The sequence below is a fragment of the Morganella morganii genome (genome assembly GCF_019242955.1).
GTDB classification, from domain to species: Bacteria; Pseudomonadota; Gammaproteobacteria; order Enterobacterales; family Enterobacteriaceae; genus Morganella; species Morganella sibonii.
On the sequence record NZ_CP066129.1, the window covers coordinates 1,963,281 to 1,982,030 of the forward strand.

General features: G+C 40.9%; 10 protein-coding genes. 3 read left to right on the forward strand and 7 right to left on the reverse strand.

Features of this window, described 5'->3' with window-relative positions:
- The first annotated feature begins 18 nt into the window (after window positions 1-18).
- The gene (yoaA, locus tag JC793_RS09090) at window positions 19-1,944 is read left to right on the forward strand and encodes a DNA repair helicase YoaA (protein WP_218428237.1); all 1,926 of its coding nucleotides are present in this window, start codon (window positions 19-21) and stop codon (window positions 1,942-1,944) included.
- 84 nt (window positions 1,945-2,028) lie between these two features.
- Window positions 2,029-2,730 (forward strand): tRNA (adenosine(37)-N6)-threonylcarbamoyltransferase complex dimerization subunit type 1 TsaB, encoded by a 702-nt coding sequence (gene tsaB, locus JC793_RS09095; RefSeq protein WP_218428239.1) that lies wholly within the window; start codon window positions 2,029-2,031, stop codon window positions 2,728-2,730.
- Window positions 2,731-2,970: 240 nt separating this feature from the next.
- Here the strand turns inward: tsaB and JC793_RS09100 are convergent, their stop codons facing one another.
- The 7 genes from JC793_RS09100 to JC793_RS09130 form a co-directional block, all read right to left on the reverse strand.
- A complete protein-coding gene (locus JC793_RS09100; RefSeq protein ID WP_218428240.1) occupies window positions 2,971-4,476 on the reverse strand; it encodes a phage tail protein in 1,506 nt (501 codons plus the stop codon).
- Entirely contained in the window at window positions 4,430-6,070 is a 1,641-nt protein-coding gene (locus tag JC793_RS09105; RefSeq protein WP_218428242.1) for a phage tail family protein, read from the reverse strand. Before JC793_RS09105 ends, JC793_RS09100 begins: the two co-directional genes overlap by 47 nt.
- A gap of 380 nt (window positions 6,071-6,450) precedes the next feature.
- Window positions 6,451-6,873, reverse strand: a complete 423-nt coding sequence (locus tag JC793_RS09110) for a phage tail assembly chaperone (RefSeq protein WP_348772311.1) — start codon at window positions 6,871-6,873, stop codon at window positions 6,451-6,453.
- Window positions 6,874-6,925: 52 nt separating this feature from the next.
- Window positions 6,926-8,179 carry an HlyD family type I secretion periplasmic adaptor subunit gene (locus JC793_RS09115; protein WP_107679084.1) on the reverse strand — a complete coding sequence of 418 codons (1,254 nt, stop codon included), beginning with the start codon at window positions 8,177-8,179 and terminating at the stop codon, window positions 6,926-6,928.
- Window positions 8,180-8,190: 11 nt separating this feature from the next.
- Entirely contained in the window at window positions 8,191-10,335 is a 2,145-nt protein-coding gene (locus JC793_RS09120; protein ID WP_247717349.1) for a type I secretion system permease/ATPase, read from the reverse strand.
- Between the two features lie 14 nt (window positions 10,336-10,349).
- Window positions 10,350-11,936 carry a TolC family outer membrane protein gene (locus JC793_RS09125; protein ID WP_166707731.1) on the reverse strand — a complete coding sequence of 529 codons (1,587 nt, stop codon included), beginning with the start codon at window positions 11,934-11,936 and terminating at the stop codon, window positions 10,350-10,352.
- A 63-nt stretch (window positions 11,937-11,999) separates the two neighbouring features.
- Complete coding sequence (locus JC793_RS09130; protein ID WP_218428246.1) at window positions 12,000-14,681, reverse strand: BapA/Bap/LapF family prefix-like domain-containing protein; 2,682 nt, start codon at window positions 14,679-14,681, stop codon at window positions 12,000-12,002.
- Between the two features lie 1,945 nt (window positions 14,682-16,626).
- Between JC793_RS09130 and JC793_RS09135 the strand changes: the two genes are divergently transcribed.
- On the forward strand, window positions 16,627-18,642 hold the full coding sequence (locus tag JC793_RS09135; RefSeq protein WP_218428248.1) for an autotransporter domain-containing protein: 2,016 nt from the start codon (window positions 16,627-16,629) through the stop codon (window positions 18,640-18,642).
- Window positions 18,643-18,750 lie beyond the last annotated feature (108 nt).

The following is an 18,750-nucleotide window of genomic DNA, read 5'->3' on the forward strand; positions in this document are numbered from 1 at the left end:
TGTCAGAAGAGAACGCGCGTGTCAGACGATTTTGCAAAAAACGGCCGCTTAGCCCGTGTCATTCCAGGTTTTCAGCCGAGGGAAGCCCAGGTGACGATGTCGGCAGCGATCAGCCGGATAATTGAAACGCAGGGGCAACTGGTGGCGGAAGCCGGAACCGGGACCGGCAAAACCTTCGCCTATCTGGTGCCTGCATTGCGTGCCGGAAAGAAAACGATTGTCTCCACCGGTTCCAAGGCGTTGCAGGATCAGCTCTATAACCGCGATCTCCCCACAATTGTTCAGGCACTGGACTATGACGGTAAAGTGGCACTGCTTAAAGGGCGTTCAAACTATCTCTGTCTGGAGCGGCTGGAGCAACAGACCCTCGGCGATATTAATATGGAGCCGGAAACCCTCACGCAGATAGTGGCCGCACGGCGCTGGGCAAGTGTGACTGAGCTGGGGGATATCACCACCTGCCATGATATTCCGGAAGACAGCCCGGTCTGGCCGCTGATCACCAGTACCAACGATAACTGCCTCGGCAGCGACTGCCCGCAGTATAAAGAGTGCTTTGTACTGAAAGCCCGGCGCAAGGCGCTGGACGCGGATGTGGTGGTGGTAAACCATCACCTGTTTATGGCGGATCGCGTGGTAAAAGATACCGGTTTCGGGGAACTTATCCCCGAAGCGGATGTGATTATTTTCGATGAGGCACATCAGATCCCGGATATTGCCAGTCAGTATTTCGGTCAGCAGCTCAGCAGCCGTCAGTTATTTGATCTTACCCGCGATATCACATTAGCTTACCGCAGTGAACTGCGTGACCAGGCGCAGTTACAGAAATGTGCCGACCGCCTGACCATGAGTGTTCAGGATTTCCGGCTGGCACTCGGCGATACCGGTTTTCGCGGTAATCTGCGCGAACTGCTGGCACAGCCGCAGTTTCAGCGGGCACTCACGCTGCTCGATGATGCACTGGAACTCTGTTATGACGTAATGAAACTCTCCCTCGGCCGTTCCGCGATGCTGGATGCCGCATTCGAACGGGCGACCCTGTACCGCAACCGCCTCAAACGGCTGAAAGATGTTTCCATCCCCGGTTACAGCTACTGGTTTGAAAGCTATGGCCGCCATTTCCTGCTGGCGCTGACACCGCTGACCGTGGAAGACAAATTCCGTGAAATGATGAGCAGTCAGAAGATGGCGTGGGTATTCACCTCGGCTACATTGTCGGTGAATGACGATTTGCACCATTTTACCCGCCGTCTCGGGCTTGATCATGCCGAAATGCTGATCCTGCCGAGCCCGTTTAATTATCAGGAACAGACACTGCTCTGTGTGCCGCGTTTTCTGCCGTCCCCGAATCAGTACGGCGCGGCAAAACAGCTGGCGGAACAGTTGCGGCCGCTGATCAACCACAACCGCGGCCGCTGTTTCTTTTTATGTACCTCACATCAGATGATGCGGGATCTCGCTGCTGAATTCCGTCAGTCGCTGACACTGCCGGTTCTGGTGCAGGGGGAAACCAGCAAAACGCAACTGCTCAGTGAGTTTATCTCCTCCGGTAATGCACTGCTGGTGGCAACCGCCAGTTTCTGGGAAGGGGTGGATGTGCGGGGCGATGCGCTGACCTGCGTTATCATCGATAAACTGCCGTTTACCGCGCCGGATGATCCGCTGCTGAAAGCCAGGATGGAGGATTGCCAGGTACGCGGCGGTGACCCGTTCCGTGATGTTCAGATCCCGGATGCGGTTATCAGCCTCAAACAGGGGGTCGGGCGGCTTATCCGTGACACGGAGGATTACGGCGTGATTGTGATCTGCGACAACCGGATAGTTATGCGGCCTTACGGGGAAATATTCCTGAAAAGTCTGCCGCCGTCGCCGCGGACACGCTCACTGACCAAAGCGGCGGAGTTCCTGGCAGCCCGGCAGTCACAGCGCCGCACCGCAGACTAAAACTGAATCCGTTTTGCAATAAAAGTCACTGTTATGGTGATTTTTTTGTTACCATAAACCTTATTTATTTGCCGGAGTTATGGCATGTCCAGCCGAATTTTAGCCTTAGATACGGCAACAGAAGCCTGTTCTGTTGCGCTTTACAACAATGGTGAGATCACTGCCGATTTCGCCGTCACCCCCCGCGAACACACACAGCGTATCCTGCCGATGGTGCAGGCGGTACTGGCTGCGCAGAATCTCACTCTCCGTGATCTTGATGCGCTGGCTTTTGGTCAGGGGCCGGGCAGTTTTACCGGTGTCCGGATTGGTGTGGGGATAGCTCAGGGACTGGCGCTGGGCGCTGAACTGCCGATGATCGGTGTCTCATCACTGGAAACCATGGCGGAAGGTGTTTTCCGTACCTCCGGGCTTTCCCGGGTACTGGTCGCCATCGATGCCCGTATGGATGAAGTCTACTGTGCCGCCTATGTCCGGGATGAGCAGGGGATTTTCCGGCAGGAACTGGCGGAAGCAGTGCTGAAACCGGCTGATTTTGTCACCCGCTGCGCTGAACTTTCCGGTGAGTGGGGACTGGCCGGTACCGGCTGGGCCGCATATCCGCAGATGCAGGAAGCACTGACCATTAAGACGCTGATGACAGAGATTACCCTGCCGCATGCACAGGATATGCTGCCGCCGGCACTGAACGCACTGCACCGCGGGGAAACATCTGCCCCTGAATCGGCGGAGCCGGTGTATCTGCGCAACGAAGTGACCTGGAAGAAATTACCGGGCCGGGAATAACGTAAAAAAACAGGTTGATCGCAATTTCGCCTGAATCCGCAGAAAGCGACAGCCGGAGTGTTCAGATTTGTGTCAGTGAAAGCGATATTCTTCAGTGGCGGATCAGGCCTGATGTGCCCCTCAGTGTCAGCATAGTTGCCACTGAGGGGGATTAGATAAGACTGTTTAAATTCAGGAAACAGTATTAAAAGGTCTGATTTCAGTTCAGTACAGAAATCAGACCCCGATCAATATCTGTTATCAGGCAACTAACGCAAGGTGCTGATTATCCTGGTTAAAGAGGTTATTGATAAGATCGCTGTGGCTGACTTCAGTGACATCAGTTTCTGCAGAAACAGAACTGAATGCAACCTGCTCCGCCGGCCCTAACAATTCAGTTGAAATATGACCATGACCATTATCAATGAGCAGATCGCTGTCTGACAACATATCAGGCATTGCATTATCTGCTGAAGATACATGGTCTGCTGTCATTTCAGTTAAGTCAGACATTGCTGATTTATCCTGAACAGCTTTATCCGCTAACAGCTTGCCGAGCAGGGTATCTTCATGTGTTTCACCAAAGGCTGCTTTTTCTGCGAAAGATTTAACCATCTCATTATCATGATGCTTCTCTTCGATCGCTGCTTTTTCCATTGGTGCAGAAGATTTTCCGCCCGGTAAGAATGGTTTGATTAATGGCAATAACTCTTTAACCATATCAATGATTTTTTTGATACCTTCAATCGGATTAGCGAGTTTAAACAGACCTTTAATTGCATCGTCAATTAAGGTGATTGAGGTACCGATAATCGGAATATCTTTGACTGTTTCAATGGTACCGGCGACAACTTTCATCACATCATCAAATGTCTTCACACCTTTACTGATAACATCAATAACGCTTTGTGTACCGGTGATAATTTTAGTAAAGGCATTACTCAGTGTATTGACCAGGCTATCAATACCGCCGGTCAGTTTACCAAATCCGTCACTAAACGAATTCACAACACTGTTAATCCCTTCGACAAATTTACTGAAACCATTACTTGTTGAATTAACGATACTGTCAATGCCGGTTGTTACTTTAGTAACAATATCACTGATCAGATTGGTAATTTTGCCTACGTTTGTTGTGGCACTTTCTGTCATGTTGTCAAAGAAGTTTTTAATACCCGTCGTGATGAAAGATGTACTTTCACCCATTCCTTTAATGACATTAAATACGGTTTCATGAAGGCTGCTGAAGAATGTACCGATATTACCAAAAAGACTTTTAATGACATTATCAATTGAACCACCAATGGTTGATACGAACTCATTAAAATTACCCACTGTGCCTTTCAGAAGTGCAGAGGTAATATTGTGAGCAGTATTTGCCATGGAATCAGCAATGGTTTTAATGTTATTTTCAATATTACCGATAACTTTACTGATTAAACCTGAGGTTTTGTCACTGATTGAACCAATTGATTTCGGGATGTCACTGATAAACTTAACAATTGTCTTCGGCAGTTCAAGTACTTTACCAAATGCAGATTTAACAATATCAATAATTTTTGTTGGTAATTTTAAGATGCCGCCATCGAAAACAGATTTGATTTTTTCGGTGACAGATGAAATCAGTTTTTTCGGTAATTCAAATAATTTACCGAAGTTTTCTTTAGCAAATTCAATGATTTTTGATGGTAACTTGAAGATGCCGCCATCGAAAATGGATTTAATTTTTTTCGGTAACCGATGTGAGCAGTTTTTTTGGTAATTCAAATAACTTACCGAAATTTGTTTTAATAAATTCGATAATTTTTGATGGTGATTTTTCAATGCCGCCTTCGGAAGCAGGTTTAATTTTATCAATGACAGAGGAAATCAATTTTTTTGGTAATTCAAATAATTTACCAAAATTTTCTTTTACAAATTCGATAATTTTTGATGGTAACTTGAAGATACCGCCATCAAAAACAGACTTGATTTTTTCAATAACAGATGAGATCAGTTTTTTCGGTAATTCAAATAACTTACCAAAATTTTCTTTTGCAAATTCGATAATTTTTGATGGTAACTTGAAGATACCGCCATCGAAAACAGATTTGATTTTTTCGGTGACAGATGTAAGCAGTTTTTTCGGCAGCTCAAATAACTTACCAAAATTGGTTTTGATAAATTCTAAAATTTTCGCCGGAAGCTTCAGCGGGCTGCTTTCTTCAGCTGCGGCTTTTGCCATACCGAATGCAACAGGCTTATCTGAAGAGTCAGTGAACTTACCCGTTATAGACTTAATAAATTCAATAATTTTTGATGGTAATTTAAAAATGCCATCATCAAAAACAGATTTTATTTTTTCAGTAACAGATGAAATCAGTTTTTTTGGTAATTCAAATAGTTTATCAAAGTTACTTTTAACAAACTCAATGATTTTTGATGGTAATTTTAAAATGCTGCCATCCAGAACCGGCTTGAGTTTATCTGAAATAAATTTCAGTATATTTTTAGGGAGTTCAAGGATTTTACTAAAATCACTCTTAAAGAACTCCAGTATCTTTGCAGGCAGTTTAAAGATACCACCATCAAGAATACCTTTTAATTTTTCACTGATGTTACCAATAAAGTCCTTAACCGGTTTAATAATATTAACCGCATTTGATAGCAGGGCTTTTAAATTGGAAAGGAATGAACCATCAAGGCCGGATAATAAATTTTTAATACCATTGATGATATCAGAAAGAGAGGTCGATGCAGGTTCTGTTTTTTCTGGTGTGACAGTTGCATCTGAAGCACCTGACTGAGCAGTATTGTTATTTACTTCAGATCCGGATAATACCTCTGTCGTGGATACGGGATCGTTTGAATTCGTATTGACAGCGGCCATATCCGGTATTGTGGTACCAGCCAGATTATCAGGCGTGACGGAGCTTGTTGCATCCGGGACGAAATCAGCTGAAATATTTGCATGGTTGCTTTTTACAGAATCATAAATAAATACCGGTTCAGTTACCGCTGATTCTGATTCACTGAAACTACTGATATCGGCATTTTTAGCTGAATCGGTCTCTGTTTTACCAGCAGGTTTAATTTCTTCAGCTGGTGAAGATGAGCGTGCTGTATTGGCAGTATCCGTATTTCCGGTTGCCGGAAATGCATTTTTCAGTGATGAACGGGTGTTTGTCAGTACGGATTTGTTTTCACCTTCAGCAATGATTTTATTGGCAAGATTGCTGATGTTATCAATAGATGAATACGTGCTCTTATCCGACACTATTCCGTTTTCATCATAGTCTCCCACTTTTTTATTTTTGTTTACTTTATTTTCGCCATCAGACGAATTGGCTGAGTAGCCATCTGTACTTAGGATGTTGGTCATGGTAAAGGCCCTTTGAAATATATGTTTTATAAGATAAAAAATAGAAACAGATACAGCAAATTAAATTATACGATAACAGCTTAACGTTAGTAAACGTCGTGTAATTGAATACATGATATATGCTATATTAGAGCATCATAATTATTAAATGTTTTTTATTCAGCTCAAAGTGCTGATAATGTCATTGGGTCTGGTTTTATTACATGCATTAGTAAAACTAAAAAATATATCACTTATAACGAAACTGGTTGTTTTGAACGGACTTCATTTTTCAGAGGGAAGGGAGTATTTAAGATGCAGATAAATAATAAAATCCCGGCAGGGGTTTTCTCTGCCGGGATTTTTATTTATGATGGTTTTGTCTTAGCTTTAGTCTGTTCTTAGCCTTCAGCCAGTGTCGGAGATTGTTTGAAGTTACTAAATAAGTCAGTAACGCCTTCAAGGTTAAACATAATCGCTTCTTTCATTAACATCAGAATATCTATCGGGTTAGTGAAAAAATCATTCAGCTCAACAAAAGCCAGCTTCGCTTTCTTTTCATCATCCCGTAAGTAGATAACAAGACCTTCATTTAAGATACGTTTTGTCCATTTTTCAATGGTACTGCCATCGATAACACCAGATAATGATGTAATAACTGACATAAAGTCAAAGTCTGCAGCATTGCTGTTATTTAACATACCGCTGATTTTTTCTTCACCGATACTGTTGATGACAGGAATCAAAAAGTCTTTCTGGAAATCAGCAATAAACGTTAAACGTCTCCACGGATCAAGTTTAATGATGAAGAATTTTTTTTTCAGCTACAGTGATTTCTTTGAACTCAGTGTTTTTATTACTCATGATATTTACCTGTTACCGCTCTCTGAGAGCTTCATTTATTTTATTGAATGGTTTAATTAAGTATTGCAAAACAGTTTTATTTCCGGTTCGGATATCAACACTGGCTACCATTCCGGGTGTAATAAAATACTGCTTTGCACTATCTGTTATCAGATAATCCTTATCGGTTTTGATATAAACACGATAATAAACAAGATCCGGTTTTTGTTCATCTTTAATCGTGTCTGGTGAAATAGTAACTACTTCGCCATCCAGTCCTCCATAAATTGAATAATCATATGCAGTAATCTTTACTTTTGCAGCTTGTCCGGGATGAATAAATGCAATATCCCGTGGTGATATCTGGGCTTCTATTAATAGATTATCATCCAGCGGAACAATATTCATTAACTCGCCATTTGGTGGCACAACACCACCAATAGTATTAATTTCAATATTTTTGACAACGCCCCGGACAGGAGAGCGGATAGTTGATTTCGATAACATATCCTTACGTCCGAGTATAATCTGAGACAATGAACCTATCTCAGCAGAAACCTTGGACAGTTCTTCCCGTGATCTGACATAGTAATCAGAAAGGAGTTCAGACTCTTTCATGCTTAGATCAACAAGCTGTTTTTTTAAGCGGATAACATCTACGGTACTTGATGCGCCTTCTTTTGCCAGCCTGGAATTGATCGCTAACTCACGGTTCAGCAATGATTTTGAATCCCTGATATTTTTCATGGACGTTTCAAATTGCTGCCGCCGTGAATCATAAAGCCGTTTTTCCGCACCGGTTAATTCAGTAAATTCATCTAATTCTGACGGAAATACTAACGGAACTTTATTTACTTCGGCATACAGCCGGGATTGCTGGGCCAGTAATGCACGGTATTTTGATTCTGACTCTGCAACCGTAGATTGTGTCCGTGTAATATCAAGCTGAACTAAAATCTGACCGGCATCAACAATTTGTCCTTCTTTTACATGAATATTCTCGAGAATCCCGCCATCCATTGACTGGATAATTTTCTCTTTTGAGCTTGGAATGACTTTACCATTGCCTTTTGAAACTTCATCTATATTAAATAAGGCACTCCAGATTAAAAAAACGGATAAAAAACCCATAATGGAAAATAATATAGTTGCCGCACGGCTTGCAGTAACATCCTTACCTTCATCATGTGAAAATTCATCAACACCGTCATAACTGTGAGATGTACTATTTTTCATAAAAACATCTCTTATAAATGACGATATGTTTTTGAATAATGATTTTTTCATATTGTCACCTGTTAAATCGAAGCTGCAACATCACTTTTATGTTTATCCATAAGGATTTCTCCCTGCGAAACGACTATTACACGATCAACTAATTCAAGGATTTTTCTGCGATGTGTGGCAATAATGACTGTTTTACCACTCAGCCAGGATTTCATATTATCAACGAACTCTTTTTCAGTAACTTCATCTAAAGCTGCTGTTGGTTCATCCAGTAAAATAATATTAGGGTTCCGTAACACTAATCTTGTTAATAAAAGTGTCTGCTGTTGTCCGCCTGATAATCCGCTGCCGCCTTCCTGAATAACATAATCCAAGCCATCAGGAAGCTGATTAATAAAGTTAATAGCACCAGTCAGGCGGATAGCATCAATAATTTCACTATCTTCAGCAACCGGCATGCCTAATGTAATATTTTCCCGGATAGTACCGTAAAACAAGCGCGAATTTTGTGTTAAATAACCAATGTCTCTGCGTAAATCGGCAGGGTCAATATTGCTGATATTCAGGTGATCAAGTGTAATTTCACCATCCAGTTGGATCATCATACCCGCCAGAGCACTGAGTAAGGATGATTTGCCTGAACCGTTACGACCGAGCAGTGCAATTTTTTCACCCGGTGAGATATCCAGTTTTGTCACTTTGATCGCAATGCGTTTACTTTCCTGATTGTGAACAAAGGAAGCATCACGGACAGAATACTGACCGGTTAATGAAGGGCGATGCACCATCTTTGTATTTTCAGGATGATCAACCGGTAACTGCATAATACTGTCCAGGCCCGACATCGCGACTTTTGTTTGTTGCCAGCGGGTCAGAATACCGGCGATCTGAGAAATAGGCGCCATCATACGTGAACTCAGAATAGATGAAGCAACCAGTGCCCCCGTTGACAATTCACCATCCATAACCAGCGGTGTGCCTACCAGAACCACGCAGACAAACACGGCATTTTGTATCAGATATGACCATGATGTCAGCTTATGCGTCAGGTGTTTCAGCTCAAGACTATTTTCAGCCGTTGTTTTGGTGTAATGCAGCCATTGCTGCTGGAAACGGTGTTCTGCCTGTAAGAATTTAATATCATCCAGTCCCTGTACGGTTTCCACCAGCATCGCGTTGCGCAGACTGGATTCACGCATTGCTGAGTTAGCCAGTACTGCCAGTTTTTTCTGTGCGAAAAAGCCGGGTAATACCATCAGGATCATGCCGGCCAGCGGAACGACGAAAACTATTCCGCCGAGGGAATAAATGACAGCCAGAAATAAGAAGAAGAAGGGCAGGTCAGCGATGGCAACAACGGTTGACGATGTCATCATCTCGCGGACTTGTTCTAATTCCCGTAACTGGGAAATAAATGTTCCTGTCGATTTCGGGCGGAATCCGTTTTTAATCCGTAATGAACGACCGAATACACGGTCAGAAATTACTAAATCAGCGCGTTTGCCCAGAATATCGACAACGCTGTAACGCAGCAGCCTTAAGGTAAAATCAAAAATAAAGGCAAGTACAACACCCGAAAACAGAACCCACATGGTCGGATATGATTGCGCGGGTATGATCCGGTCATACGTCTGCATAGAATAAGTAATACCGGCCAAACCGAGTATATTGACAAACAAGGAGCCCAGAATCACAAAGTAATAAGGCTTCATATCTGCAAAAATTATTTTCCAGACCCAGTATTTTTCAGTTGGTTTTACATAATCATCAATACGCGGGTCTGCCGCATTTTTCACCGGTCTTAATGTCACTATCCGTGAAGCTTTTTCTTCCAGCTCACTGCGGGACAGGACAGATATTAATCCGTCATCCTCGACATAAGAGATAACCAGATTACCGTTATTATCAATATTTTTTAATAACGCCAGCTGACCGTCATTAAATTCAATTACCTGAGGAAAGAGCCAGGTGTTAAATTTATATTTTTTGACAGCATTAAATTTATATGATAATCCGGCTTGTTTGGTCATCATACGGATTACCGCTGTTTCCTGCATGTCTTTACTCCATAAAGACGTAATCAGGATATTTTGTTCTGATATGTTTAAGCGGTAATAGTGTGCTATCTGAATAATGGCTTTACGCCAGCTTTCATAATAATGTTGTTTTTCAGCTTGTTTATTGTCAATGACATCATCAAGAAAATCGACACTCACAGTTTAATCCTTCATTAGAATTTAGAGAAATTTTGTGCCAATGTACCTGTCTGGTATAAACATTCGACAGAAAAACTGGCAATGTTGTATTCACTGTTAATAATGTCCATTTTTGTTTGATGGATTTCTGATTCCGCACTGATTAAATCCGTAAAAGAGCGGGTTCCTAATTGTTCATATTGCATCATATATAAATCACGCGTGCGTATAGATTCGGTTGCCCGGTTTAATTTGGCCTGTAAACTCAGTTTGGCGTTTTCAACCTGACTGGATGATTCAGATATTTTTAACCGTGAGTTAGTATATTCATTTTCTAAATTGTTATTGGCAGCATATAATGCCTGTTCTGCTTGCCGGACACGGGATGATATTGCGCCTCCCTGATATAATGGTGCTTTTACATTAAGATAAACACCAAATTTATCTTTATTCCGGTTAGAGTAACTATTGCTGTTCCTGTCTTCTATCTCATATTCATAGAATGGATTCAGTGAAATTGTCGGGTAATGTTCAGATTTTGCTAATTCGATTTGTTTTCTGGCAACACTTACCTGCGATTCCGCAATGCGAATCATCGGAGATGAAAATGCTTCATCCATACGCATTGTGCAGGACGATTGTAATTCATCAGGAAAGCGGATAACAATTTTGTCTGAAATACTTTTGTTAACCATGTTATTCAGGGTGGCACTCCAGCGGTTATACTGGGATTTATAGTCATTCAGCTGTGATACCGAAGATGCCAGTCTGACTTTTGATTGTGAGTAGTCTGACTCTGCACTGGCACCCAGAGCCGTTCGTTTTTTGGCGATCTCATTAATTTTAGCAAAGCCGGATAATTGCTCATCAGCAATTTCAATAAGTTGTTTATACTTTACTACCTGCAAATAGGCGTTTACCGTCTGGTATGCAATATCATTAATTTCTTTTTCCAGTTCATATTCTGAGTAAACCGTATTTAATTCATTTAATGATACTTTTGTTTTGGTTTTTCCGAAATCATAGATCATCTGTTCAGCAGCAACAGTGATTTTATTCGAGCGATCATTTCCGTTACCATAATCGTTTTGTTCCAGGCCGGTTTTTACCCCCATATTTAATGACGGGTAATAAGCTGAATTAGCTTCTTCAATCGCTTCTTTGGCTCTTTCAACTTCGCGGCCTGAACGTTTAATAGCAGGGTGCCAGGAAATGGCCATATCCACAATTGAGCGGATATCAACATTCCCGTAATTACCTGCCGGCCCGGTATTTTTTAGTGTGGGTATCTGCTGATATCCCGGCAGGGATGCAACGTCAATTTCACTATTTTGTTCAGATTTATCAGAATTTGTATTCTGATTCAAATAACGCGGGCTATTTAACATGCCGGGAGATGTGTTTAATTGTGTATTTGCAGAGAGATTATTATTTTCATCTGAGTTTGAATTTGAGTCTGAGCCGGATTTAGAAAAAACACCAAATACCAGTGCTGTCTTTTTTCCGTTAGCATCAAATGTTACCGGATAAAAAGTATCATTGTTACCAAAAGACTGACTATGAAATATTATTGTGACTAAAGCAGACAGATAGCGGACTTTACAAAATTTCATACGTTTCATCAGATTGAGCTGGGTTTATAATACCCTGCATATTCCTTATGCAGGGTATTATCTGATATTACATTAAGCAACCATACTCACGAGGTTAGCCTGATCATCAATCATTGGCTGATTCACAAATACTTGTGTTTCTGCCTGTGCTTCAGAAGGTACTGAAACATTTACGGTTTCTTCTTTAGGTGCAATTGCATCCAGATTGATACCGGTATTGTTTTCAGACAGCAGTTCGTTTAATTCGAATGCCGGTTCTTTAACTTCATCAGCAGCTTTAACTTCATCAGTCACTTTGATTTCATCAGCTGCTTTACCATCACTGACTTTAGCAACTTCATCAGTGTGGGTTTCCAGAGCATCTGTGATTTCTTTCAGGAATGCCTTAATTTCATTTCCGTCACCTTCAGAGACTTTATCGCCTTTGGAGGAGCCCAGAATATCACTGATCATATCTTTAATAATTTCAATACCTTTACCCGGAATATCTTTAAGCGATTTCAGGATATCAATACCATCTTTAATGGATTCAATAATAATTGAACCCCATTTCGGAATAGCTTTGAACGGGTTAAGCGCATCAATGACAGGCTTAACGAAGGTATCGATCGGATTTTTAATAAAAGCAGTGTGTAAAATTTTGACAATTTCCTGTACAGAATCTTTCACAGTGCCGAACTGAGTTGAAACATGATCACTAATCAGTTTTGCGCCGTCTTTTATTTTCTGAACAACAAATTCGAATCCTTTGCCGGGAATTGCTTTAACTGCATCCCAGGTAGCTTTGATGCCTGCTTTAATACCGCTGATAACGATGTCTTTACCTAAACCAATTACTTTTATCGGGTTAATCCAATCAGTAAATTTCATATCTTTGATTGCATCAAGAGCCGTTTTCTTCACTGCCTGATAAACATCAGAGATGCCATCTTTGAAAATTTTAAATCCGCCGGAAATGGCTTCTTTCACAGCATCAATACCAAATTTGATACCAGATTTGATAATGTTGCCGGTTTCTGAAATAAAGTCTTTTACACCTTTAAAACCTGCTTTAAAGGCTTCAACTGGTGCTTTAATTGCGGTCCAGATAGTGCTGCCGATATTAGAAATAGCATCTTTTGCACCCTGAATCATGTCTTTGATAACTTCAACAGGTTTGGATGCAAGAACTTTATCAACAAATTCTTTGAATTCACTGTTTGCCAAATCTTTGAGTGAAGCCAGGCCATCTTTGATTGCCTCAAAAATACCTTTTGCTTCTTTAACAATGATACCTTTCTCAATCGGTTCTGAAGGCGTTACACTAACGTCTTTCAGATTATCAGTATTCGGTTTATGGCTGGCAGCAACATCCGGGCTGATTTTCTCAATCGCTTTGATTGCATCTTCACGGGCTGTCGTCAGCTCATTAAGTGCCTGCTTGGCATTGATGAGATCGTCGTTAGCCGCTTTGATTTGCGCATTGATTTCATCAACTTTATCAAGGCTGTTTGATTTAATAGCCTGTTCTTTGGCATTTTTCGCCGCTTCAACAGCAAGGTTAGCTTCTTTAACTTTGTTTTCAGCAGCTAATACTTTCTCGTTATAAGCAGTCACTTTGGCAAATGCGTCATTGACGGCAGCCAGATTAGCTTCTGCAATTTCCAGGTTAGAAGTGATCGTCCCGATTTCACTTTCAACCTTATTAAGAGCTGCATCAGCCTGTGCTTTTAACGTATCTGTTGCAATTCCTTTTTCAGCTGCCGCTTTCAGGCTGATTTCCAGTCCTGCTTTAAGTTCAGCCAGTTTGCTCTGCAATGCAGCCAGTGCTTCCCGCACAGACTGTACATTTGTATCAGAAGGCTGAGTTTTAGCGGCTTCAGATGCAGCAAGAACGTCTTTCATGGTAGTGAAAGCAGTATCCAGACCACTAACATAATCCAGCAGATCTGATACTACTTTTGCAATAGTATCGGCATTCTCTGATACTGTTGTTGCATCACCCATTTCTGAAGCAATTTTTTCCAGCAGTGCTTTTGCTTCAGTGGTATTCAGTTTATTTTCTGCTGCTGCTTTGGTTAATACTTCAAAAGCAGTGACTTTCGTCTGAAGAGCAGCTAATTCTTCGGCTAACGCTGCTTTAGCATTCTGAACTTTTGCAAGATTTTCTGCCGTAGGTTCAGCTTTCAATGCTTCAACAGCGGCTTTCAGGGCATCCAGTTTAGTGACAGTCAACTCAGCTTTAGTTTTAGCGACTTGCTCGTCAAATTTTGCCTGGCTCTTATCATCCGGATTGACAGGAGTTACAGGTTTTGTACTGCCACCGCCGCCGCCACCACCGCCGCCGCTGTTACTGGCTGCAATCGCAATTCCGGCAACACCGGCAACAACTAAAGGAACGATCCATACTGCAGGGTTTACCCCCTGATCGGTACCTTCACCGCTGATAACCTCATCCATGCTGCTGACAGCTGAGAATTCAAGTCCGGAGAAATTATCTGAATCATAATTAGCCTGATACAGGTATTCACCATCAGCAATAACTAATTTAGTCGGCTCAGCATTTCCGCCAGCCGGGAAAAAATCTTCAAGAGTGATTTTTTCACCATTTTTTTGAAGAATGACTAAGTTATTACCTGACTTTACTGCTCCGGAAATTGAATTCGTAGGTATATTTACCTTTACGATTGCGCCGGGCTGCGGAACTTTGATGACATTAGCATTGCTGTATGTCAGTTCCTTTCCTGCTTTTGAAAAAACATCGATTTTATTCATCGTTTCTACCTAGTACAGTTATTCGTTGTTTAGAGTCAATAAAAACGTATGGCGATGTGGTTCCGCCGGCTCTGTTAGTGAAAATAAACAAACGACAAAATATTCAAATCATGGATTAGTAACACTACGCACAAAATTCATAATTATTACAGGAATCAACTTGATGCGAATAATTATTATGAAGTGTGAATTATTGTAAATGAAGAAATTAAATATATCCATATGGCGTTATAAGCAACAAATCAAAACCAAATATAACTCATATAATTGCAGGTATTTTGCCCGCCATCGCCAGAGATACGACCCGAAACAAACCGGATAGCTGATATTCCAAATCAGTTCGGTGAACATGACTTGTTACTTTTCAGGTGTTTATTTTTTTTATGAGAAACGTCCTAATTATCTTGTGCTATCTTGTGTTTACTGAATATCGTTAGTGCATCTATGTATATGTACCTATTATTATTTCTGAATGTTATTTTAATGTGAGATGTATTTTTCCGGATGTGATGTTATTTGCCTTGTCATTTGTGAACATTTTATTTGTATATATTGGTGTGTGTGCTCATATTTTATTACGTAATAATTACTATAGTTTTCACCTTTACTTTAGTTAATTGAGGCGGAGGTGGTTATCCCGAAAAAAAGGAGCCGGGATATCAGGGGCAGGGCTTTTATTAATAGTGTTCACGGCTCAGCCGAATGGATGAATCCATGATAACCGGCCGATTAAAATATATACAAAAGAAGAGAGGGGAAGAAAAAATATTCGGCTTTGCCTTGTATAACTGACGTAATAAGGCTGAATCAGAAGCCGGTACAGACAGAGCAGTGAATAAAGGCTGATGCAAAACTATCCTGCGGAGAATTACCTGCATCAGTTATTGGTATCGTATACGGATAGCGGGCAACAATGAACCGGCCCGAATTTTTGCGAAAAACGCTTTCATGGTATGATTTTCCGGACTGGTTTCAGAAAACCTTTTTTCAGCCCTGGTGTTTTCATTTTCAGGTTATTTTTTAATATATGAAAATTTCATACCGCGTATTTTATCTTTCATTTGTAATACGTGATATTACCGGTTCTGTTTCGTCGGAAGATACCGTTAATTTCTATATCAGAGTCGGTCGTGATTTTATATTATTTAGGATGTTCTGCTGCTGTGTTTATTTTATCATGTCCGCTGCATGAGAATAATCTGCATTTAATCATCACTGAATTTATACTCTGCCAAAAAATAGTTAAGTTTAATTTCATTTTCGGCACTCTTTTTTTCCGGAAGGTAAGGTTTTTCAATCATTGGATACTCATTGTGACTTGTTTTAGCCTGGTAAGCTGGTTGATAACTATAATTTCTAATTTTAAATTAATATTTACACGTGGGTTACTATCACGTGTGTTACTTTTTGCTGCTATGTGTTTTTAACAGGTATCACAGAAGTATATATAAAGAATGCGTGTGCGCCATTTTATAATTGATTGAATATTAATATTATTTTCAGGTCTACCGGACGTTAGCTTCAAACAAAAGAAAAAATCATGTTCAACCCGAACTCCCTGTGTAGGTATATTAACTCATATTTTATTCTTATGTGGATAATCTAAAATCAGTGACACTATTATTACATCTGAGCAGAAAACAACTATCAGACTATATCTCTGATATTCATTATTTCGACATAATGATAATAAACAGATAGTTATACACCATTCTGATGATTTTTATTATTCCTGTGAGATTAGTGGTGTGTTTCTTTACTAAATATTATTAATGTCATCTGCTTACATACGTCTTTTGCAACAAATAACTCATCAGGAAGCTGATAAAAATAACAACAAAATTCACACTTTTATTACAAACAAATATACAAAATAATATCAGTATTACCTTTTTCTGTACTGCTCGTTATTTTTAAAGTCACATCATTTACTACAAGGATTATCATGAAAGGAAATTTAGCTTATTCAGCAACACTTGTTTTTTTATTATCCGGCTTCAACGCGTTTGCTTTTGACTCCTTTATCGTCATCGGTGACAGTATGAGTGACGGAGGGAACAGAGGTAATGACAGCAGATACCTGGCTGGCTCTCACAGTAAATTATACAATGAAATATTGTCTGAATATTATCTGAATAAACCATTCATCCCCTCTAATTTTGGCGGCGATAATTATGCTGAAGGCGGTGCCACAGCAGATAAATTATCTCCGGCATCTATTCGCACCAGTGAACAGCAGATCGATTTCTATCTGAGCAGAAACAACGGACGTGCGGACAAAAATGGCCTGTATGTTGTATGGATTGGCGCCAATGATATTTCGTATAACATAGTTAACAGCGTTAAAAAATTAGATTTTCATGGTTTGCTGCATAAGGGTGAGGATTATTTAATTTCACCATCGCCGGATCTTGCTGTTGCCAGTGTCAAAAAATTATTAGATGCAGGGGCAGGGTATGTTATTGCACCTAACATTCCAAAAGCTGGTTTATCTCCGTGGACATCAGTTTCGCTGTTCAGCTTTGCTGAGGATGCTTTGGGTGACAAATTCAACGCTCAAAAATTCTACAAACAAATGAATGATGAACTAAAAAACAAAGGTGAAATCAGCAGTGAAAAACAACGCAGAGAATATATTGTTGATGCCTTTAAAGCGGTATTAGATAAAAACGGATTACCAATTCCGCGTTCTGTTGTTAATGCGTATCAGCAGTTGGTAACCGATGTTGAAAACAGAATTACCGGACAATTTAACCATACTATGGAAAAAGGGTTGTCCAAATTACACGGCAATATTATATGGGCTGATGTTGAAACACTATTTGACGAGATTATTCTGTCAGGAAAAGAATATGGCTTTGATGATGTTCTGGTTCCTGTGTGTCAAATCGGTGTCCGTTCTTTTCATTGTAAGGAAGGTGCAGAGACTTATCATGATGATAAGGTATATTTATTCTCTGACTGGTTTCACCCCAGCCCTGAAGGTCATGCGCTTATCGCACAATATATCGCCTCTATTGTCGATGCCCCTTATTTTGCAACTTCCTTATCGAAATCATTAGAGAACCTCAACGCCACTCACCAATCGTTCCTGGATGGGCAGTTACAAAATTTACGTAATAACCCCGGAAATAATAAACTTAATGTGTTTGGCGGGTTCAGCGGAAGCGCTAAATCAGCACAGGGAAACAGGATGGATCTGAGTGGCCGGGAAACCGCTAATGATCTTAACGTTGGCTTTTCCGTTCAGGAATCACCGGCATTTGCTTATGGCGGAATGATAAGTGCATCAGACGGCGATTATAAAGTTAATGACCAGTACCGGTATGATTCCCGCGGTGTGGTTGCATCGCTGTTTATACAATCCTCTGCGGATAATGGCTTATGGGGTAATATGAGTGCCCGTTTTGGCAGCCTGAGTCTGGATAATATCAAACGTGATATACAGTTAGGCAAAGCAACGCGGACAGAAAACGGAAAAACAAACGCTACAGGATTTGGGGTGTCACTCAATGCGGGTTATAACTACAACCTGACGGATAATATCACCACCGGCCCTGTGATTGGTTATCAATACGATAAATACAAAGTTGACGGTTTCCGCGAAAACTCAGGCAGCAGTACCGCAATGCACTTCAGCTCTCAGAAACAGGAACGGCATGTGGTAAGCGGAGGATGGAATATCAGTACTCATTCCCTGCCGGTGAACCCTTATTTTGAAATAAAGTATCACCATCATTTACAGGATGACGCGATGAGTGTCAGCGGAGCGCTTAACGGTACAGAAACATCATTTACCCGTACAGGCAAAAAACCGGAAAAAAACCGGACTTCTGTAAAATTAGGTGCTACTGCAGCATTGACCGATGACCTGAATGTATTCGGAACAATTAATTACAGCCATGAAGGTAATAACAATAACGCCATCAATTACACGTTTGGTGCCAACTATTCTTTCTGAGTGTGATAAATCTTATTGTATTCATGGTGATCATCCTGTGGTCACCACACCAAAAAATAGCCTGCATTAATTGTTGAACCGGCAATCATCAGTCATAATTGACGGATA